Source organism: bacterium (assembly GCA_026414725.1).
In the GTDB taxonomy this organism is placed as follows: Bacteria; Ratteibacteria; UBA8468; order B48-G9; family JAFGKM01; genus JAAYXZ01.
This window is the reverse complement of sequence record JAOAIL010000022.1, coordinates 1-19,103: the sequence shown is the minus strand read 5'-3', so window position 1 is coordinate 19,103 and position 19,103 is coordinate 1. Positions and strand designations below refer to the sequence as shown.

Here is a 19,103-nt window from a genome sequence, read left to right as displayed (position 1 = left end):
GGTATAGGCAATACAATGAATTCTGGTAGAATAGTGGTTTATGGTAATGCTGGAGATATAGCAGGGCATTCTATGAGAGGGGGAGAGATTTTTGTAAAAGGGAATGTTGGTTACAGGACAGGTATCCATATGAAAGAGTATAAAAATATGTATCCTGTAATAGTTATAGGTGGTAGTGCAGGGAAGTTTTTAGGTGAATATATGGCTGGAGGCATGATAATCCTTTTAGGTATGACAGATAAAAAGTACATTGGAGATTATATAGGAACAGGTATGCATGGAGGTGTTATATATGCTAAGGAGAATCTACAAATAAAATACTCTTTGTTAGGGAAAGAGGTTAATATTTTTGAGGTAGATACAAAGGACATGGAGAAGATTACACCCCATATAAGAAGGTTTGCGTCTTATTTTGATTTGAACGGAGAAGATATAGTAAACAGCAGGTTCTATAAAATCATTCCTATTACACACAGACCTTATGGTAAAATATATGCCTACTGAGGGAAGATAATGGGGTTTATTAAAGAAAATTGTGGTATAGCAGGTGTGTATAATTGCAAACATACGGCAGAGATAATTTACCTGTCCCTTTTTTCATTACAGCACAGAGGTCAGGAGAGTTGTGGTATTGTAGTATGTAATGGAAAGGATGTAGATGTTAAAAGAGGGATGGGGACAGTTTCAGATGTTTTCAAAGATAGAGCAGTTTCATCTCTTAAAGGTAGTTTCGGAATAGGTCATGTCAGATATTCAACAACAGGAAGTTCTTCTGTTAAGAATATTCAGCCATTTTTTACTGAGTACCGTGGTAGACCATATGCCATAGCCCACAATGGAAATATAGTAAACAGTTTATTGTTAAGAGAGAAACTTGAAAAAAGAGGAAATATCTTTCAGACAACTCTTGATACAGAAGTAATTATGCACCTTATTACTGTATCCAAAAAGAAAACATTTGAAGAGAAATTAATAGATGCATTATCTAAATTGAAAGGTGCGTTTGCACTTGTTATACTTACACCAGATGGTATTGTAGCAGTGAAAGACCCCTGGGATTTCAGACCACTTTGTCTCGGAAAGATTAACAGTGGTTATATTGTGGCTTCAGAAAGTTGTGCATTTGACCTTACAGGGGCAAGGTATATGAGAGAACTTTTGCCTGGAGAGGTACTTTTTATTAACAATAAAGGATTAAAAAGTATTTATCTTTCCCGAAAGACAATTTCAAGATGTATATTTGAATTTATATATTTTTCAAGACCTGACAGTAATATCTTTGGAATCAGTGTGTATAATGCGAGAAAACGGCTCGGAGAGAAGTTAGCAGAAGAGTTTCCTTATAATGGGGATATTGTTGTACCTATACCTGATTCAGGAAATATCTCTGCTCTCGGTTTTTCTCAGAAGAGAGGAATCCCTTTTGAAATGGGTATAGTCAGAAATCATTATGTTGGAAGGACATTTATACAGCCGTTTCAGGTTTCAAGGGAAACAGGTGTTAAAATTAAACTCAACCCTATCAGAGATGTGATAAAGGGGAAGGATATTATTGTTGTTGAGGATTCTATTGTAAGGGGAACTACCAGCAGGTTAAGAATAAAGAACTTAAAGGAAGCAGGTGCAAAGAGAATTTTTATGGCGGTGAGTTGTCCACCTATAAGATATCCATGTTTCTATGGTATTGATTTTCCTTCAATGAAGGAACTTATAGCAGATAGATATTCAATAGAAGAAATAGCAAAGGATATCGGTGTGGATGGGCTTTATTATCTTTCACTTGAAGGGATGCTTTCTGCTGTTGGTCTTCCTAAAAATGAGTTCTGTACCGCTTGTTTTACAGGGGACTATGTTATTAAAAACAACGGTTTTGAAAGTAAGGAACAGTTTGAATGTAAAGGAATATAGATATGGAAGGGTATTTAGTTCTTGAAGATGGAAGTGTTTATAAAGGTGAGACATTTGGGGCTACAGGAGAAAGTTATGGAGAACTTATTTTCAATACAAGTATGACTGGCTACCAGGAAATACTTTATGACCCATCCTATAAAGGACAGATTGTCGTGATGACATACCCTTTAATAGGAAATTATGGTGTCAATTATGAAGATGTAGAGTCCAGCAGAATACATCTTGAAGGGTTTGTAGTAAGAGAAAGGAGTAAGATTTATAGTAACTGGCGGGCAACAAAACCGCTTGATATGCTTTTATATGAACACGGAGTGATTGGTATAGAAGGTATTGATACCAGAGAGATAACTATAAAACTTAGGGACCAGGGAGCAATGAAGGGAGGTATCTTTACAGGTAAACAGAGTTTAAAAAAGATGGTTGAGAAGGTAAAGATGTCTCCTGATATTGTAGGTATAGACCTGATAAAGTATGTTATTAAAGATAAACCATATATCTGGTGTGATAGAGGGAAATATAAAGTTATTGTCCTTGATTGTGGTGTTAAAAATAATATACTTAGATTACTTGCAGAGAGGGATATGAAGGTTGTTGTAATGCCAGCGAGTGTTCCCTCGGAAGAGATTGAGAGGGAAAAGCCAGATGGAATCCTTGTCTCAAATGGTCCCGGAGACCCTGCAGCAGTTCCTTATGTGGTGAAGACACTTTCCAATCTTATTGAGAAGTATCCAATGTTCGGGATATGTTTTGGAATACAACTTATTGCCCAGGTTTTCGGTGGTAAAACATACAAACTTAAGTTTGGACATCATGGTGCTAATCATCCTGTGAAGGATGTTAGAACAGGAAAGGTTTATATTACTGTTCAAAACCATGGTTTCTGCGTGGATATAAATACACTGAAAGAGGATGATTTTGAAATAACACATATTAATCTTAATGACCACACACTTGAAGGGATTTCACACAGAAAACTACCTGTATTTGCAGTTCAGTTTCATCCTGAGTTTGCACCAGGTCCACTGGATGCTGTATATCTTTTTGACAGATTTAAAGAGACGATAAAGAAACAAAGAGGAGATTGATGTGCCAAAGAGAACAGATATAAAGAAGATAATGCTTATCGGGTCAGGTCCTATAGTAATAGGGCAGGCATGTGAATTTGACTATTCCGGCTCTCAGGCATGTAAGGCGTTAAAAGAGGATGGATATTATGTAGTACTTGTAAATAGTAATCCTGCGACTATAATGACTGACCCTGAAATGGCTGACAGGACATATCTTGAACCACTTATTCCAGAAGTGGTTGCAAAGATAATAGAAAAAGAAATGCCTGATGCACTGCTCCCAACACTCGGAGGACAGACAGCACTTAATATCACAGTAGCACTTGAAGAAATGGGTATTCTTAAAAAATATAATGTGGAAGTTATAGGAGCAAATTATGAAGCAATTAGAAAAGCAGAGGATAGGTTGCTTTTTAAGCAGGCGGCTACAAATGTGGGGATTAAAGTTCCAGATAGTGGTGTGGCGTATACGCTTGAAGAAGCAGTAGATATAGCAAAAAGAATTGGATTTCCAGTTATTATAAGACCTTCCTTTACTCTCGGAGGTACAGGTGGTAGTGTTGCTTATAATATAGAGGAGTTTAAGGAACTTGCTGACACAGGGCTTAAAACCAGTCCTGTAAGTGAAATACTGATTGAGCAGTCAGTCCTCGGCTGGAAAGAGTATGAACTGGAAGTAATGAGGGACAAAAATGGTAATGCTGTTATTATATGTTCCATAGAGAATTTTGACCCTATGGGAGTTCATACAGGAGATAGTATTACAGTAGCACCTGTCCAGACACTCACGGATAAGGAATACCAGAGAATGCGGATTGCGGCTATATCAATAATGAATGAGATAGGCGTGGAGACAGGTGGTTCTAATGTTCAGTTTGCAGTTAATCCGGACAATGGAGATATGGTAATTATAGAGATGAATCCTCGGGTCTCAAGGAGTTCAGCACTTGCCTCAAAGGCAACCGGTTTTCCTATTGCGAAAATTGCTGCAAAACTTGCAGTGGGCTATACGCTGGATGAGATACCCAATGATATTACGAAAAAGACACCTGCCTGTTTTGAACCAGCAATTGATTATTGTGTAGTTAAGATACCTAAGTTTAATTTTGAAAAGTTTCCTCTTGCCAGTCCATATCTTACTGTTTCAATGAAATCCGTAGGAGAAGTAATGGCGATTGGGAGAACATTTAAGGAGGCGATGAATAAGGCATTGAGGAGTTTGGAAGAAAAATTTTCTGGTTATGAGGATATAATACTTCCACTTGATACCATTGAAGGGATAAGGAAAGCAAGTCCTTTCAGGATTTTTTACATAAAGAAAGGACTAAAAGAAGGTATGTCCATAGAGGAAGTTGCGGAATTATCAAAGATTGATAAATGGTTTATATATAACCTTAAAGAACTTGTGGACTATGAGGAAAAAATAAAGAAATATAAAGGTAAAAAAATTCCTGCTGATGTTTTGAGAAAGGCAAAGGAATATGGTTTTTCTGACAGACATATAGCAAAACTTACAGGAAGGAAGAATGAAATGGATATTAGGAAATTGAGAGATAGTTACGGAATACTATCTAACTATAAACTTGTGGATACCTGTGCAGGGGAGTTTGAGTCATACACTCCTTACTATTACTCAACATATAAGTGAGATATATTATGGTAGCGGTAATTGATTTTGGTTCCCAGTACACTCAATTGATTGCTCGTAGAATAAGAGAATTGAATGTTTTTTGTGAAATTTTCCCTTCCTCAATTGACTTTGAAACACTTAAAAGTAAGAATATCTCAGCGGTTGTCCTTTCAGGTGGTCCAGGACATATTCCTGCGTTAGAAAAGATACACTTTGACCATAGAATTTTTGATAGTTTTTATGTCTTAGGTATATGTTATGGTATGCAGATGATTGCAAGACATTTTGGTGGTGAGGTTGTACCTGGAGAAAAAAGGGAGTATGGAGAAACATTATTTTATCCGGATACATCTGACAGGATATTTCAAGGTGTGTCTGAAAAAACAATTGTATGGATGAGTCACTGGGATACTGTGGTTAAAATACCTGACGGTTTTAAAATAGTTGGAAGGACAGATAATACAGAGATTGCTGCTATAAAAAGTGTTGATGGCAGGATATATGGATTTCAGTTTCATCCAGAGGTTGTACATACACAGGAAGGCACCACCATACTGAAGAATTTTCTTTATAGTATCTGTGGTTTTAAGCCAGAATGGACTCCTGGTTCTATGTTAGAGTTAGCAGAGAAAGAAATTAGAGAGAAGGTAGGAAGTGAAAAGGTTATATGTGGATTAAGCGGAGGTGTTGATTCTTCTACACTCGCTATTATCCTTAATAATGTCTGTGGTAAGAAGGCACTCAGTGTTTTTGTAGATAATGGATTGTTAAGAAAAGGAGAAGCAGAAAAGATAAAAGGTGTTTTTAAGAAAAGTATAAATTTTAAATATGTTGATGCTGGCGAGATATTTTTGAAGAGATTAAAAGGAGTGGCTGACCCCGAGAAAAAGAGGAAGATAATAGGCAATACATTTATACACATTTTTGAGAAAGAGGCACGTAGTTTCGGTGCAAAGTTTCTGGCGCAGGGTACTTTATATCCAGATGTTATTGAAAGCACATCTCCTTTTGGAGGTCCTTCCGCGAGGATAAAGACACATCATAATGTAGGTGGACTTCCTGAGAAACTTAATCTTTCCCTTGTAGAGCCATTCAGATTTCTTTTTAAAGATGAGGTGAGAAGTATTGCAAAGGAGATAGGACTACCTGATTTCATTGTTAACAGACATCCCTTCCCAGGACCAGGTCTTGCTGTAAGAATTATAGGAAGTATAGATATGGCACGGCTTCAAATTCTTCGCGAAGCAGATAGTATAGTTATGGAAGAGATGAAAAAGTCAGGTTTATATCTGGATGTGTGGCAGGCATTTGCAGTTCTTCTCCCTGTTAAGAGTGTAGGTGTTATGGGTGATAAAAGGACATATGAGAATGTTATAGCGGTACGGATTGTAAAAAGCGTAGATGGTATGACAGCCGACTGGGCAAAGATTCCTCATAATATTTTAGGTGTAATATCCAGCAGGATAGTGAATGAAGTCAAGGGTGTAAACAGAGTGGTTTATGATATTACCTCTAAACCACCTGCTACAATAGAGTGGGAGTGAGATAAAAGGAGATATGATGAAAAAGTTTATATTTATTACAGGAGGTGTTGTTTCTTCTCTGGGAAAAGGTATTGCTTCTGCTTCTATTGGTACACTCCTTGAATCGCATGGATATAAGATTACTCTTTTGAAATTTGACCCATATCTTAATGTTGACCCAGGTACAATGAATCCTTTCCAGCATGGTGAGGTTTTTGTAACAGAAGATGGAGCAGAAACAGACCTTGACCTCGGACACTATGAAAGGTTTACCAATGCACATATTACAAAAAAGAATAATGTTACGAGTGGACAGATATATAATGCAGTACTTACGCGAGAAAGGGAAGGTGGATATTTAGGGAAGACGGTTCAGGTAGTTCCTCATATTACAGATGAGATAAAAAATAGAATCCTTACAGTTGCCAATGGTGTGGATATAGTAATTACAGAAATAGGTGGGACTGTAGGAGATATTGAAAGTTTACCTTTTTTAGAGGCAGCAAGGCAGATGCATATCCAGAGGGAAGGGGATACACTGCATATACATCTTACACTTGTTCCATATATTAAAGCAGCGGATGAACTGAAAACAAAACCAACACAACACAGTGTTGGAAGATTGAGAGAGATAGGAATACAGCCAGATATATTACTCTGTCGTACAGAAAAGCCACTCGGGGATGATATAAAGGAAAAGATAGCATTATTCTGTAATGTAAAAAAAGAGGCAGTTATAGAGGCATTAGATACAGACCTTATATATGAGATACCACTGATTTTTTCAAGGCAGAACCTTGATAGAATTGTACTCAGATATTTAGGGTTAAAATTAAAGAAAAATAATGACCTCAGTAAATGGAAGAAGATAGTTCATATACAGAGAAATCCAGAAAGAGAGGTTGTAATTGGAGTAGCAGGTAAATATGTAAAATTGCAGGACTCTTATAAGTCCATATATGAAGCACTTGTACATGGTGGTATTGCCAATAAAGTTAGAGTTATATATAAAAAAATAGATACAGAACTTGTAGAGAAAGAAGGGGTAGATAGGATAGTAGGGGATGTTGCTGGTATTATAGTTCCTGGTGGGTTTGGTATTAGAGGGGTTGAAGGGATGATAGAAGTGATAAGATATGTAAGAGAAAATAATATACCCTTTTTTGGTATATGCCTGGGTATGCAGTGTGCAGTAGTTGAATTTGCAAGAAATGTATGTGGACTTCAGAATGCAGCAAGTACAGAGTGTAATTCAGGTACACCATATCCTGTGATTTCTTTTCTTCCGGAACAAACAAAGATTAAAAAGATGGGGGGGACTATGCGTCTCGGTGCCTATCCATGCCATCTTAAAAAGGGAACGATTACTTACAGAGCATATAAGAAAGATGTTGTCTATGAGAGGCACAGGCATAGATATGAATTTAATAATAAGTACAAGGGACTTTTTGAAAAAGAAGGGATGATATTTGCAGGGATTTATAATGATGATAACCTCGTAGAGATAATAGAACTGGCAAACCATCCATTTTTTGTTGCAACTCAGTTTCATCCTGAATTCAAATCAAAACCATTTGCTCCACATCCTCTTTTTGCTGCTTTTATTAAAGCAGCAATAAATACCAACCCCCGCAGATAATAAAAGGGTTCTTTCCTTATATTATCTTGACAGAAATAACTTGAAAGTGTAGATTATATGGAATGAAAACAAAAAAATTTATAGCAATAGACCTCGGGGCTGAAAGTGGGAGAGGGCTTATAGGAGAGTTTAGTGGTGATAAAATTTCGTTGAGAGAAATTCACAGATTCCCTACCCATAACGTAAGATTACATTCGCATATTCACTGGGATGTTCTTGCTATATTTTCTGAAATTAAAAAAATTATATCTATTGCAAAAAGTGAAGGAGATATAGAAGGTATAGGGATAACTACCTGGGGTGTGGATTATGGGCTTATTGGAGAGAATAACCTGCTTCTTTCTAATCCTTTTCACTACAGAGATAGAAGAACAGATGGTGTAATGGAAGAGGTTTTCAGTATTATCCCTAAAGAAAGAATTTTCAAAAGGATAGGGCTACAATTCAGACAGATTGATACTCTGTATCAGATATATGCTACAAAAAAAGAGTTTCCATCTATTCTAAATAATGCTAAAAAGATTCTTTTTATGCCTGATATATTCAATTTTTTCCTTACAGGTAGTGAAGTTGTTGAATATACCATAACCAGTACCTCGCATATGTATGATTCCAGTGTGAAACGGGACGAAGGTAATGTCCCGGGTGAATGGGCTACAGATATACTGGAAGCACTTGGAATTCCTACACATTTTTTACCTGATGTTGTTCCACCAGCAACATATCTCGGAAATGTTTCTGAATATTTAAGAGAAGAACTGGGAGTATCTCCTATTCCTGTATATACTGTTTGTTGCCATGATACTGCTTCTGCAGTTGTGGCGGTTCCTGCTAAAGATAATGTATGGGCATATCTTTCTTCAGGGACATGGTCTCTACTCGGGATGGAGATTGACCAGCCAGTTATAAATGAGAAAAGTTTAATATATAACTTTACAAATGAAGGTGGATATGATAAGACCGTAAGATTTCTAAAAAATATAATGGGGTTATGGATTCTACAGGAGTGCAGAAGACAGTGGCAGAGAGAGGGTAAGGAATTTTCTTATCAGGAATTAACTGATATGGCTACTGCTGCTAAACCATTTCTGTCTTTTATAGATGTTAATTATAAAGAGTTTTTATATCCAGGAAATATGCCTGAAAGAATTCAAAAATACTGTAAAGAAACAGGGCAGGAGGTTCCTGAAGATATTCCACATATTGTAAGGGTGATATTAGAGAGTTTGGCAATGGAATATAGATGTGTTGTTGAAAATTTAGAGGACGTTATAGGAACACGGATAGAGACACTTCATATTGTTGGCGGTGGCTCTCAAAATAAACTTTTGTCTCAATTTGCTGCTTCTTCAACAAAAAAGATTGTTATTGCAGGTCCTGTAGAAGCAACAGGAATAGGTAATATCCTTGTTCAGGCAATAGCGAATAAAGAAATTGCAGATATTTCTCAGTTACGGGAAATTGTAAGAAAATCATTCCCTCTATTTGTATACCAGCCAAAAGATACAGCAGTATGGGATGAGAATTACGAGAGATATAAAAAGTTGATAAACCAGTAATTATATGAATGCCGAAACCAGAACCAATTATCTGAAGGAATCCTTGGAAAGTTATATACACAGGGTTTGTTCAAAAACACCCATACCAGGAGGGGGAAGTGTGGTTGCCTGTGTTGCTGCTTTGAGCTCTGCTCTTATCGGTATGGTATTGAATTATACACTGGGTAAAGAAAAATATGCTGCTTATGAAAAAGAGTTAAAAGAGATATTTGATGAAAATGAGATAATTCTCAAGAAAATTTCTTCTTATATTGAAAAGGATAGTGAAGTTTATGAAGAAATAAGAAAATATTCATCTCTTAAAGATTATAAGAATGTAGAGAGATATTTAAAAAATTCAGCAGAACTACATCTTGATATATGTAAAAACATACTCAGGATTATTAAATTTGCAGAAGTACTTGTTGAAAAAGGCAATAAAGGGCTTATCTCTGATACCGGTATTGCTGCATCACTCGCTATCTCAGTATTTACAAGTGCAAAGATGAGTGTGCTTGTAAATGTGAAATATATCAAGGAAGACAGAGATTTTACTGAAAGGATACTTAAAGAAATCAGAGAAATAGAAATATATATTATTGAAAAAGGACAGAAAATATGTGATGAAGTAATGAAGAAACTGGAGGAAAGAGATGGGTAATCTTATTGATGGCAAAATACTTGCTGAGAAGATAAAGGGAGAAGTGGCAAAAGAAATGGAGATATTAAAAACAGAAGGGATAGTACCTAAACTTGTGGCTGTACAGGTGGGAGAAAATCCTGCCAGTGCTGTTTATACAAACCAGCAGAAGAAGAACTGTGAAAAGGCAGGGATTGTCTATGAACTTAAAAATCTTCCTGCAGATATAAGTGAAGAAAATGTTATTCTGGAGATAGAAAAATTGAACAGGGATAGCAGTATTACAGGTATTATTTTACAACTTCCACTTCCAGAGGGAATGGATACGAGAAAGGTTCAGGCATCTATAAAACTGGAGAAGGATGTTGAGGGAGTTAATCCAGCAAATATGGGATGGATTGTTTATGGTAGACCTTTCCTTGCACCCTGTACAGCACTCGCTGTTAAGGAAATTATTGATTCTACAGGTGTTGACCTTTATGGTAAGAATGTTGTGATGGTTGGGCACAGTGATATTGTAGGTAAACCGGTTGCCCTTTTACTTGTTGATAAGTTTGCAACGGTTTCAATATGTCATATAGGAACAAGTAAAGCAGGTATGCTTGAGGAATATGTACGTCGTGCGGATATACTTATTGTTGCTGTGGGGAAAGCAAATCTTATACCCGGGGGATGGATAAAAGAAGGTGCAGTAGTGGTAGATGTTGGTATAAACAGAGTTGGAGATAAAATTGTAGGTGATGTGGAGTTTGAAACAGCAAAAGAAAGGGTGTCTCTTATAACGCCTGTTCCTGGCGGAGTAGGACCTGTAACAACGGCTATCCTTTTAAGAAATGTAGTAAGGGCTGCAAAATGGGCGAAAAAGTAATTGATTATACCAAATATAGAATAAAGACAGGAGAAGAAATAAAAAATATACTTACTGGTATAAACAGTATGTATATCCTGTGGTGTAAGAAGTGTTTTTATGAGTTTAAGGATGAAAAGAGTGAAGAGTGTGGATGTGTTATTGAGAAAGCGAGGGAGTTAAATGTAGATATTGTGGAATGTTCGGGTATTGATTTCTTATGCAATAACCATCTCACAGGTAAATTTCTTGAAAGTTTTAATAACAATGTACCACTTGCTGTAATATCCTGTGGACTGGGGATTCAGTTTGTCAGTAATTTTTTTAATGGAAGTAAAAAAGTGCTTGCTCTCGCTGACTCTATACCTCAAAGTGGTAATGCTACATCTCTTGTTGGTTATCATGGAATTGCTCTCGGAGAAGAAAAGTGTGCAGGTTGTGGTCAGTGTTATCTTAATAAAACAGGAGGGATCTGTCCTGTAGTGGATTGTGCTAAATCCCTTCTTAATGGTCCCTGTGGCGGAGCAAATAGGGATGGTAAGTGCGAGGTGAATAAAGAGATTCCCTGTGCATGGGTAGAGATATATAAAAGATTAAGCGGTTATAAAAAAGAGATAGATAAACATATTGATACGAGGGACTACAATGTTTTTCCTGTAAAAGAAGCAAAAAGTTATATCAAAGAAAACAGGGAGATACGAACCAATGGTTTTTATGGTGGTGTTTATCCCCAGGAAAAGAAGAAGGAAACAGAGGCAATACCCATTAAGGTATTTCCTACACCGGAAAAGGTTCTTATATTCCTTTCCCAACATACTGGTATTCCTTCAAAATTAGTTGTTAGATTGGGGGAGAATGTTAGGAAAGGGCAGAAGATAGGTGAAAGTGCCGGGTTTATTTCTGCAACGGTACATTCATCCATCAGTGGTAAGGTTGTAGCAATAGAAGAAAAAATCCATCCTGTTTCTCAAACATTGCAGCCAGCAGTGATTATTGAGAATGATGGAAAAGATGTGCTGGATAGTTCAGTACAACCTTTATATGATTGGGAGGTATTATCAAGAGATAGGTTGATAGATATATTAAAAGAAAAGGGTATTGTGGGGCTTGGAGGTGCTATGTTTCCATCTTCTGTAAAATTATCTCCTCCAAGGCCAGTTGATACACTTATTATAAATGGATGTGAATGCGAGCCATATCTTAATGCCGACAACAGATTGATGATTGAAAGATATGATGAAATTTTAAGTGGTGTGAATATAGTTAGAAAGATACTTGGAGTTTCAAAAGTTATATTTGCTATAGAAGACAATAAAAAGGAAGCACTGGGGATAATAGAAGATTCTGTAAAGAAATATTCAGATATAAAAATAGAAGCATTAAAAACAAAATATCCTCAGGGTGCAGAAAGGATGCTTATAAAAAGGGTTACAGGCAAGTATGTACCAGAAGGCGGACTTCCTTTTGATGTAGGTGTTGTGGTTTTTAATGTAGGGACACTTTATTCTATATATCGTGCAATATATGAAGGAATGCCACTGATTGAAAGGGTTATAACAATAACAGGAGATAGTGCAATATCACCTGGTAATTATTCAGTGTCTCTGGGAACATCTTTTTCAGATATTGTCAGGATATGTTTCGGTATTGATTTTATACCTGATGGATATGAACTTAAAATGGGTGGACCTATGATGGGTATTGTACAGAATGATATTAATTCTGCTGTGATAAAAGGGACCACAGGAATTTTATTATTGAAGAAATATCCTGTTAATGTATCAGAAGAGAATACCTGTATTAGATGTGGGAGATGTGTGGATGTATGCCCTATGGAGCTTTTACCTTATTACTATGCCTACTATGGACAGAAGGGACTCTGGAATGAAACGGGAAAATATAGGGTGAAAAGTTGTATTGAGTGCGGTTGCTGTCAGTATATATGTTCTTCAAAAATAAACCTGATTTCCCTTATAAAAAAGGCAAAGAAAAATGTTGATAACAAAGGTTAAAAACAGAGAGAAGATTTTGAACGAGTTGGATGACAAAGATGTATTTATATTTAAATGTTTTGGTTGTAAAGAGGTCTGGTATCCTGAAGAAGAAATAGATATTCTTTTGTATGAATCTAATTGTATGGATAGGGTTGCACGGGTTGATTATCTCTGCAGGGAAGAATTTGTGGGGAAATATCTTGATAGATATAGCGAAAAAGTTAAAGAAGTAAAGAGAATACTTGTTTTTTCCTGTGGAGTAGGTGTTCAGATGGTAGCAAAAGTTGCTTCTCATATTCCTGTAATTCCTGGTTGTGATACGTACTATATAAATGGTTTTCAGGGACTAACAGCACAGGATGTGGATTGTCAGCAGTGTGGACAGTGCTGGTTAAATCATACATGTAGTATATGTCCTATTACTTCCTGTGCTAAATCCCTTCTTAATGGTCCCTGTGGTGGTGCGAGAGATGGAAAGTGTGAGGTGGATAAGAATATGGACTGCGGATGGGTTCTGATATATAAACGTCTGGAACTTCTTGGAGAGAAAGAAAATCTTCGTAAGACATCTGTTAATGTAAGGAATTACAAAATAATTATAGATAGTTTAAACAAGGGGTAGATTATGAACTTTGAAGAAAAAATTAAAAGTGGTAAGTTTGTTATTACCAGTGAGATAGGACCACCTAAAGGAACGAATATAAATCCACATATAGAGGAGGCAGAACATATTAAAGATAAGGTGGATGCGTTTAATGTTACTGACCTTCAGAGTTCTGTAATGCGGCTCGGGTCTCTCGTTACATCCCGTCTTCTTATAGAAAAAGGGATGGAACCGGTTTTTCAGATAACATGCAGAGACAGGAACCGTCTTGCTTTACAGTCAGATCTTTTGAGTGCATCAGTATTTGGTATAAGAAATGTTCTTGTGCTTACAGGTGACCATACAGTTTTAGGTGACCATCCTGATGCAAAACCGGTTTTTGATTTAGATTCTGTTTCACTTCTAAAAGTCGCTTCTGACTTGATGAAGGGAAAGGATATGGCAGGAAATGACCTTGATGGAATTCCTGATTTCTTTCTCGGTGCTGTAGTAAGTCCTGGGTATGAACCACAGGAATTGCAGATTATAAAGATGGAGAGGAAGATTGAAGCAGGTGCAAGATTTTTTCAGACACAGGCGGTATATGACCTTATATCCTTTGAAAATTTTATGAAAAAGGCATCTGGATTTGGAATGCCTGTTCTTGGTGGAATAGTGCTTTTGAAGTCAGCAGCAATGGCAAAGTTTATGAACGAGAATGTTGCTGGTGTGAATGTTCCTGAAAAGTATATAAATATGATGGCGTCTGCAGATAAAAAAGATAGGCCAAAGGTAAGTGTTCAGATTGCTGCTGAATTGATAAAAGGTATGAAAGGAATGTGTTCAGGTATCCATATAATGCCACTCGGCTGGGAAAAATATGTGCCTGATGTTTTAGAAGCATCAGGTTTTTAATTGGTAAAAAAAGGAGGAGGAAGAAAATGTTAAGTGACCTTGAGATTGCACAAAGGGCAAAAATACTTCCAATAACTGAAATAGCAGAAAAAACAGGAATTGACAGTAAATTTCTTGAATTGTATGGAAACTACAAAGCAAAGGTGTCAACTGATATACTGGAAAGTATAAAGAATAATAAAAGCGGTAAATATATTGATGTCACTGCAATTACTCCTACACCATTAGGAGAAGGGAAAACAGTTACAACCATAGGACTTTCACAGGCAATAGGAAAACTAAAGAAAAAGGTTTTTACCTGTATAAGACAACCATCCCTCGGTCCTGTATTCGGAATTAAGGGTGGTGCTGCAGGTGGTGGATATTCTCAGGTTATACCAATGGAGGACTTCAATCTTCACCTTACAGGAGATGTCCATGCGGTGGGTATTGCACACAATCTTCTCTCTGCTTTTATAGATAATTCTCTACTTAAAAAGAACCCTCTTGATATAGACCCATTTTCTATAACATGGCGAAGGGTAGTGGATGTTTCTGATAGAGCGTTGAGAAACATATTAATAGGTCTTGGAGGAAAAGAACATGGTGTGCCGAGGGAGACGGGGTTTGATATAACAGTTGCATCAGAGGTAATGGCGATTTTAGCACTTACAGAAGGATTATTTGATTTAAGAAAACGGCTGGGAAGGATTGTGATAGGGAACAATAGTAAGAAAAAGCCAGTAACTGCTGAAGACCTAAAAGCAGCAGGTGCTATGACTGTACTTCTAAAAGATGCAATAAAACCAACACTTATGCAGACACTTGAACATACACCTGTTTTTGTCCATGCAGGACCGTTTGCCAATATTGCCCATGGGAATAGTTCTATTATAGCAGATAGGATTGCTTTAAAACTCGCTGACTATGTGGTAACTGAAAGTGGATTTGGTGCGGATTGTGGAATGGAAAAATTTATGAATATCAAGTGCAGATATAGTGGGTTGAAGCCGGATTGTGTTGTTGTGGTATGTACTGTCAGAGCAATTAAGATGCACAGTGGAAGGTATAAGGTTGTTCCCGGAAAACCACTTGATAAAGGGCTTGTTGCAGAAAATATATCTGCACTTATAGAAGGAAGTGGAAATCTGGTTAAACAAATAGAAAATGCAAAACTTTTTGGTGTTCCTGTGGTTGTAGCAATCAACAGATTTACAACAGATACGGATAGAGAGATAGAGACGCTTAAAGAGATTGCTTTGAAGGCAGGAGCAGATGATGTTGATATAAGCGAGGTCTGGGAGAAAGGTGGAGAAGGTGGGCTTTCTCTTGCAGAGAAGGTGATAAAACAATGTGAAAAACCAAACAGTTTCAGATTCCTTTATCCAGATGAGTGGTCACTTAAACAGAAGATAGAGGCGATTGCTATAAAAATATATGGAGCAGAAAGGGTTGAATACTCACCACTGGCAGAGGAAAAAATCAGCACCTACACTGAATGGGGATTTGGAAATCTTCCTGTTTGCATGGCAAAGACACACCTTTCTCTTTCACATGACCCGGCACTTAAAGGAAGACCAACAGGTTTTACACTTCCTGTAAGAGATATTCGTCTTTCAGCAGGTGCTGGTTTTGTATATCCTTTATGTGGTGAGATGAAGACAATGCCAGGTCTGCCAACAGTCCCTGCCGGAACAAAGGTTGATATAGATAAGGATGGAAAGGTAGTAGGACTTTTTTAACAGGATTTCTATGAATTTTTCAGTCGTCTAATCTATTGCAGACAGAGATGATTTTTTTATATGTCCGAGGACTAATAATATGTTCTATCCTGCAGGCATCTTTTCTGGCGGTTGTTTCATCTACTTTTAAGACATTTTTCAGAAATTTTGCAATTGTTTTATGTTTTTTGTGGACTGCCTCGGCTGATTCTTTACCTTTTTGTGTCAATTCCACATAACTATATTTTTTATGTTTTACATATCCACTTTTTACAAGAGAATTAATAGCAGAAACGACAGAAGGGTTCTTAACTTTAAGTAAGGCACCTATATCTTTAATTCTTACCTTCCCTTTTTCTTTTTCCAGTATAACTATTGCTTCAAGATAGTCCTCAAGGGTTGATGTAAGCATATGTGTCTCCTAATACAGTCGGAAACTCTGATAGAACATAGTAGCCACAAGCCAGCCAATCAATATAGACCATAGAGTTGCTATTATAGCCCACTTTACACCTGCTTCATGTTTTATTACTGCAATGGTTGCTATACAGGGTATATAGAGTAGTGTCATCAACATAAAGGCATAAGCAGAAAGTGGAGTAAACATATTAGATAGTGCACTGGAAAGTGCTATCTCTCCTCCAAATATAGTTCCGAGCGTTCCCACAACGAGTTCTTTAGCAACGAGTCCAAATAAAAGAGCAACTGCTGCCTGCCAGTATCCAAAACCAGCGGGTCTTAATAAAACAGATAGTTTCTTACCGATAATTCCTATAAAACTTGTTTCGCTCGCATAAGAGGAAGAAAGAGGAAAATAACTTAAAAGCCAGATTATGATAACTCCAGCAAAAATTATTGTTCCTGCTTTTCTCACAAATAGATAGGAACGTTCCCATGCAGAGATAAGCATATTTCTTATATCCGGAGTATGATAAAGAGGAAGTTCCATAATAGTAGGAGGGGTCTCTTCTTTAAAACATACCTTTTTGAATATCTTTGCAGTAAGCAGTCCGAAAAAGATGCCTATTAAATATAGCGAAAAGAGAATAGACCCACGGTGATTCTGGAAAAATATACCCGTAAATAAAAGATATACAGGAAGCCGTGCAGAACAACTCATAAAAGGTATAGTAAGTATGGTTAATATCCTGTCTTTTTTGGTTTCCAGAGTTCTCGTAGACATTATGGCAGGAACATTACAGCCAAAGCCCAATATCATAGATATAGCACTTTTACCATGAAGACCTATCCTGTGCATAAGTCGGTCTGTGACAAATGCAGCACGTGCCATATATCCAGAGTCCTCCAGACCAGAAAAAATGAAAAACAAAAGGAATATATTAGGGAGGAATACGAGAACTGAACCGACTCCACCTATAATACCATCTGTGAGAAGAGAAACAATCCATTTTGGAAAGTTCATTGCAGTAAGTGTTCTTGAAAGGTTTATTGCTGTAAAGGAAAACAGGCCTTCAAGTAGATTTGTAAAAGGACTTCCCCAGTTGAAAACAATGTTGAATGTAACCCATATGAAAAAGAAAAAACATATAGTGCCATAAAAAGGATGGGTGAATAAACGGTCTAATTTATTGGTGAGTTCTATCTTATCTTCCATAATTTCTGTTCTTCTTATACATTCTTCTGTAAGTCCATGGATAAATCCATATCTTTTTTCTATAAGTTTTGTTTCTATATCAGGCATGCGGCTGTAGATATCTTCAATGAGTTTTTTCAACCCCTTATAGAGGTTGTTATCCCTTATATAAGACCAGATCTCCTGGTCATTCTCAAGTAATCTGATAGCAAAGAATCTTAAAGGATAAGGAGATACTATATCTCTGACCATACCTTCAATTTGAGATATTGCTTCTTCCACTTCTTTACCATAGGTTATTTTTATTGGTGGGTTTGGTTTTTCATCTGTTGATACTTCATATATACCTTTCTTAAGTGCCTCTATCCCTGTCTTTTTACTGCCTACGGTTATCACACACTTTGTTCCTAATAGTTTTTCCATATAACTAACATCAATTGCTATCCCTCTTTCTCTCGCAATATCATACATATTAAGGTCAACAATTACCTTTTGTTCAAGTTCAAGAAGCAGTGTGACGAGATAGAGATTCCTCTCAAGATTTGATGCATCTACAATAACCACAACCACATCTGCTTTTTCTTTTACAAGAACATCCCTTGCGATTTTTTCATCTTCCGTAAATGATGTAAGAGAATATGTGCCTGGAAGGTCTATAACCTTATATTGTACCCCTTCATATATAAAATATCCTTCTTTGATTTCTACAGTGACACCTGGCCAGTTTCCTGTTTTCTGGTGAAGTCCTGTAAGGGCATTAAATATAGTGGTTTTTCCTGTATTTGGATTTCCTGTAAGTATAATAAGTTTTTCTTTCATTGTTTTTTATTTTCTGAAATGTTTTCTACCAATATACATGATGCAAGGTCCTGTGCTATTCCGATTCTTGTCCCTTTCTTCTCAATAATTATAGGACCAGGGGAGGATTTTACAAGTTCAATTTCATCACCTTCAAATATACCCAATGTCATAAGCCGTCGTTGAGCCACTTTATATGAGGTCGTTATCTTTATTATTCTATATTTTCCGGGTATTGCTTTTATAAGGGATTCCATAATTTATAAAAAGTTAGATTTATCTAACTTTTTCATTATACCCTTTTTAAAAATCAAGTCAAGTTAAATATTTCAATCAGGATAAAAGATTTTTAACATATTTTGCAATGGCAAGACAGGATGTTAGTCCAGGGGAATCAATACCAATCAGGTTTATAAATCCTTGATATTCCTTCTTTATGATAAAGTCCTTAAAGGCATCTCCTTTTTTCTGTAGTTTTGGCCTTATCCCGTAACTTTCAGGGACAAGGTCTTCTATCTCTAAATTTTTAAGGTATTTTTTTACCTGAAGATAAAATGACTCTTTTTTGGTTTCATCCGTTTTGTAAAAAGACGGTTTTTCTTCAACAGGGTAGGGGGGATATATCTTTTTTACATATTCAACATCAGGTCCTGCCCGTAAGATACCATCAAGCCGTGGTGTCAGATGTATCCCTAGTCCTTCCTTTATAGGTACAGGATATACA

Annotated in this window: 17 protein-coding genes; 13 read left to right on the top strand and 4 right to left on the bottom strand. The window is 36.7% G+C overall.

Going from position 1 to position 19,103, the window contains the following annotated elements:
- From N3D17_06780 to N3D17_06720, 13 genes are all read left to right on the top strand, one after another.
- The coding region (locus tag N3D17_06780) for a hypothetical protein (protein ID MCX8083077.1) at window positions 1-504 on the top strand (504 nt) is incomplete at its 5' end.
- Window positions 505-513: 9 nt separating this feature from the next.
- Window positions 514-1,908, top strand: coding sequence for an amidophosphoribosyltransferase (purF, locus tag N3D17_06775; protein ID MCX8083076.1), 1,395 nt, complete (start codon window positions 514-516; stop codon window positions 1,906-1,908).
- A gap of 2 nt (window positions 1,909-1,910) precedes the next feature.
- Window positions 1,911-2,996 carry a glutamine-hydrolyzing carbamoyl-phosphate synthase small subunit gene (carA, locus tag N3D17_06770; protein MCX8083075.1) on the top strand — a complete coding sequence of 362 codons (1,086 nt, stop codon included), beginning with the start codon at window positions 1,911-1,913 and terminating at the stop codon, window positions 2,994-2,996.
- A 1-nt stretch (window position 2,997) separates the two neighbouring features.
- Window positions 2,998-4,626 (top strand): carbamoyl-phosphate synthase large subunit, encoded by a 1,629-nt coding sequence (gene carB / locus N3D17_06765; protein ID MCX8083074.1) that lies wholly within the window; start codon window positions 2,998-3,000, stop codon window positions 4,624-4,626.
- A gap of 8 nt (window positions 4,627-4,634) precedes the next feature.
- Complete coding sequence (gene guaA / locus N3D17_06760; protein MCX8083073.1) at window positions 4,635-6,152, top strand: glutamine-hydrolyzing GMP synthase; 1,518 nt, start codon at window positions 4,635-4,637, stop codon at window positions 6,150-6,152.
- A 16-nt stretch (window positions 6,153-6,168) separates the two neighbouring features.
- Entirely contained in the window at window positions 6,169-7,770 is a 1,602-nt protein-coding gene (locus N3D17_06755) for a CTP synthase (GenBank protein MCX8083072.1), read from the top strand.
- Between the two features lie 62 nt (window positions 7,771-7,832).
- Window positions 7,833-9,329, top strand: coding sequence for a rhamnulokinase (locus tag N3D17_06750; protein MCX8083071.1), 1,497 nt, complete (start codon window positions 7,833-7,835; stop codon window positions 9,327-9,329).
- Window positions 9,330-9,372: 43 nt separating this feature from the next.
- A complete protein-coding gene (locus N3D17_06745; protein MCX8083070.1) occupies window positions 9,373-9,969 on the top strand; it encodes a cyclodeaminase/cyclohydrolase family protein in 597 nt (198 codons plus the stop codon).
- A complete protein-coding gene (locus N3D17_06740; protein ID MCX8083069.1) occupies window positions 9,962-10,816 on the top strand; it encodes a bifunctional 5,10-methylenetetrahydrofolate dehydrogenase/5,10-methenyltetrahydrofolate cyclohydrolase in 855 nt (284 codons plus the stop codon). Before N3D17_06745 ends, N3D17_06740 begins: the two co-directional genes overlap by 8 nt.
- Entirely contained in the window at window positions 10,801-12,807 is a 2,007-nt protein-coding gene (gene rsxC / locus N3D17_06735; protein ID MCX8083068.1) for an electron transport complex subunit RsxC, read from the top strand. Before N3D17_06740 ends, rsxC begins: the two co-directional genes overlap by 16 nt.
- On the top strand, window positions 12,788-13,411 hold the full coding sequence (locus tag N3D17_06730) for a methylenetetrahydrofolate reductase C-terminal domain-containing protein (protein MCX8083067.1): 624 nt from the start codon (window positions 12,788-12,790) through the stop codon (window positions 13,409-13,411). The genes rsxC and N3D17_06730 overlap by 20 nt, the downstream gene beginning before the upstream one ends.
- Window positions 13,412-13,414: 3 nt before the next feature.
- Window positions 13,415-14,287: a methylenetetrahydrofolate reductase gene (locus tag N3D17_06725; GenBank protein MCX8083066.1), complete on the top strand. Its 873-nt coding sequence runs from the start codon at window positions 13,415-13,417 to the stop codon at window positions 14,285-14,287.
- A gap of 26 nt (window positions 14,288-14,313) precedes the next feature.
- Entirely contained in the window at window positions 14,314-16,008 is a 1,695-nt protein-coding gene (locus N3D17_06720; protein MCX8083065.1) for a formate--tetrahydrofolate ligase, read from the top strand.
- 19 nt (window positions 16,009-16,027) lie between these two features.
- Here the strand turns inward: N3D17_06720 and N3D17_06715 are convergent, their stop codons facing one another.
- From N3D17_06715 to N3D17_06700, 4 genes are all read right to left on the bottom strand, one after another.
- Entirely contained in the window at window positions 16,028-16,399 is a 372-nt protein-coding gene (locus N3D17_06715; GenBank protein ID MCX8083064.1) for a metal-dependent transcriptional regulator, read from the bottom strand.
- Window positions 16,400-16,408: 9 nt separating this feature from the next.
- Window positions 16,409-18,400 carry a ferrous iron transport protein B gene (gene feoB, locus N3D17_06710; GenBank protein MCX8083063.1) on the bottom strand — a complete coding sequence of 664 codons (1,992 nt, stop codon included), beginning with the start codon at window positions 18,398-18,400 and terminating at the stop codon, window positions 16,409-16,411.
- Entirely contained in the window at window positions 18,397-18,636 is a 240-nt protein-coding gene (locus tag N3D17_06705; GenBank protein ID MCX8083062.1) for a ferrous iron transport protein A, read from the bottom strand. Before N3D17_06705 ends, feoB begins: the two co-directional genes overlap by 4 nt.
- Before the next feature lie 76 nt (window positions 18,637-18,712).
- Window positions 18,713-19,103: FAD-dependent oxidoreductase (locus tag N3D17_06700; protein MCX8083061.1), on the bottom strand; the 391-nt coding region annotated here is incomplete at its 5' end.

Bases quoted from the DNA above. Each gene is read 5' to 3' on its own strand.
- purF (MCX8083076.1), top strand. From the start codon at position 514: ATGGGGTTTATTAAAGAAAATTGTGGTATAGCAGGTGTGTATAATTGC.
- carA (MCX8083075.1), top strand. From the start codon at position 1,911: ATGGAAGGGTATTTAGTTCTTGAAGATGGAAGTGTTTATAAAGGTGAG.
- guaA (MCX8083073.1), top strand. From the start codon at position 4,635: ATGGTAGCGGTAATTGATTTTGGTTCCCAGTACACTCAATTGATTGCT.
- N3D17_06755 (MCX8083072.1), top strand. From the start codon at position 6,169: ATGAAAAAGTTTATATTTATTACAGGAGGTGTTGTTTCTTCTCTGGGA.
- N3D17_06750 (MCX8083071.1), top strand. From the start codon at position 7,833: ATGAAAACAAAAAAATTTATAGCAATAGACCTCGGGGCTGAAAGTGGG.
- N3D17_06740 (MCX8083069.1), top strand. From the start codon at position 9,962: ATGGGTAATCTTATTGATGGCAAAATACTTGCTGAGAAGATAAAGGGA.
- rsxC (MCX8083068.1), top strand. From the start codon at position 10,801: ATGGGCGAAAAAGTAATTGATTATACCAAATATAGAATAAAGACAGGA.
- N3D17_06730 (MCX8083067.1), top strand. From the start codon at position 12,788: ATGTTGATAACAAAGGTTAAAAACAGAGAGAAGATTTTGAACGAGTTG.
- N3D17_06725 (MCX8083066.1), top strand. From the start codon at position 13,415: ATGAACTTTGAAGAAAAAATTAAAAGTGGTAAGTTTGTTATTACCAGT.
- N3D17_06720 (MCX8083065.1), top strand. From the start codon at position 14,314: ATGTTAAGTGACCTTGAGATTGCACAAAGGGCAAAAATACTTCCAATA.
- N3D17_06715 (MCX8083064.1), bottom strand. From the start codon at position 16,399: ATGCTTACATCAACCCTTGAGGACTATCTTGAAGCAATAGTTATACTG.
- feoB (MCX8083063.1), bottom strand. From the start codon at position 18,400: ATGAAAGAAAAACTTATTATACTTACAGGAAATCCAAATACAGGAAAA.
- N3D17_06705 (MCX8083062.1), bottom strand. From the start codon at position 18,636: ATGGAATCCCTTATAAAAGCAATACCCGGAAAATATAGAATAATAAAG.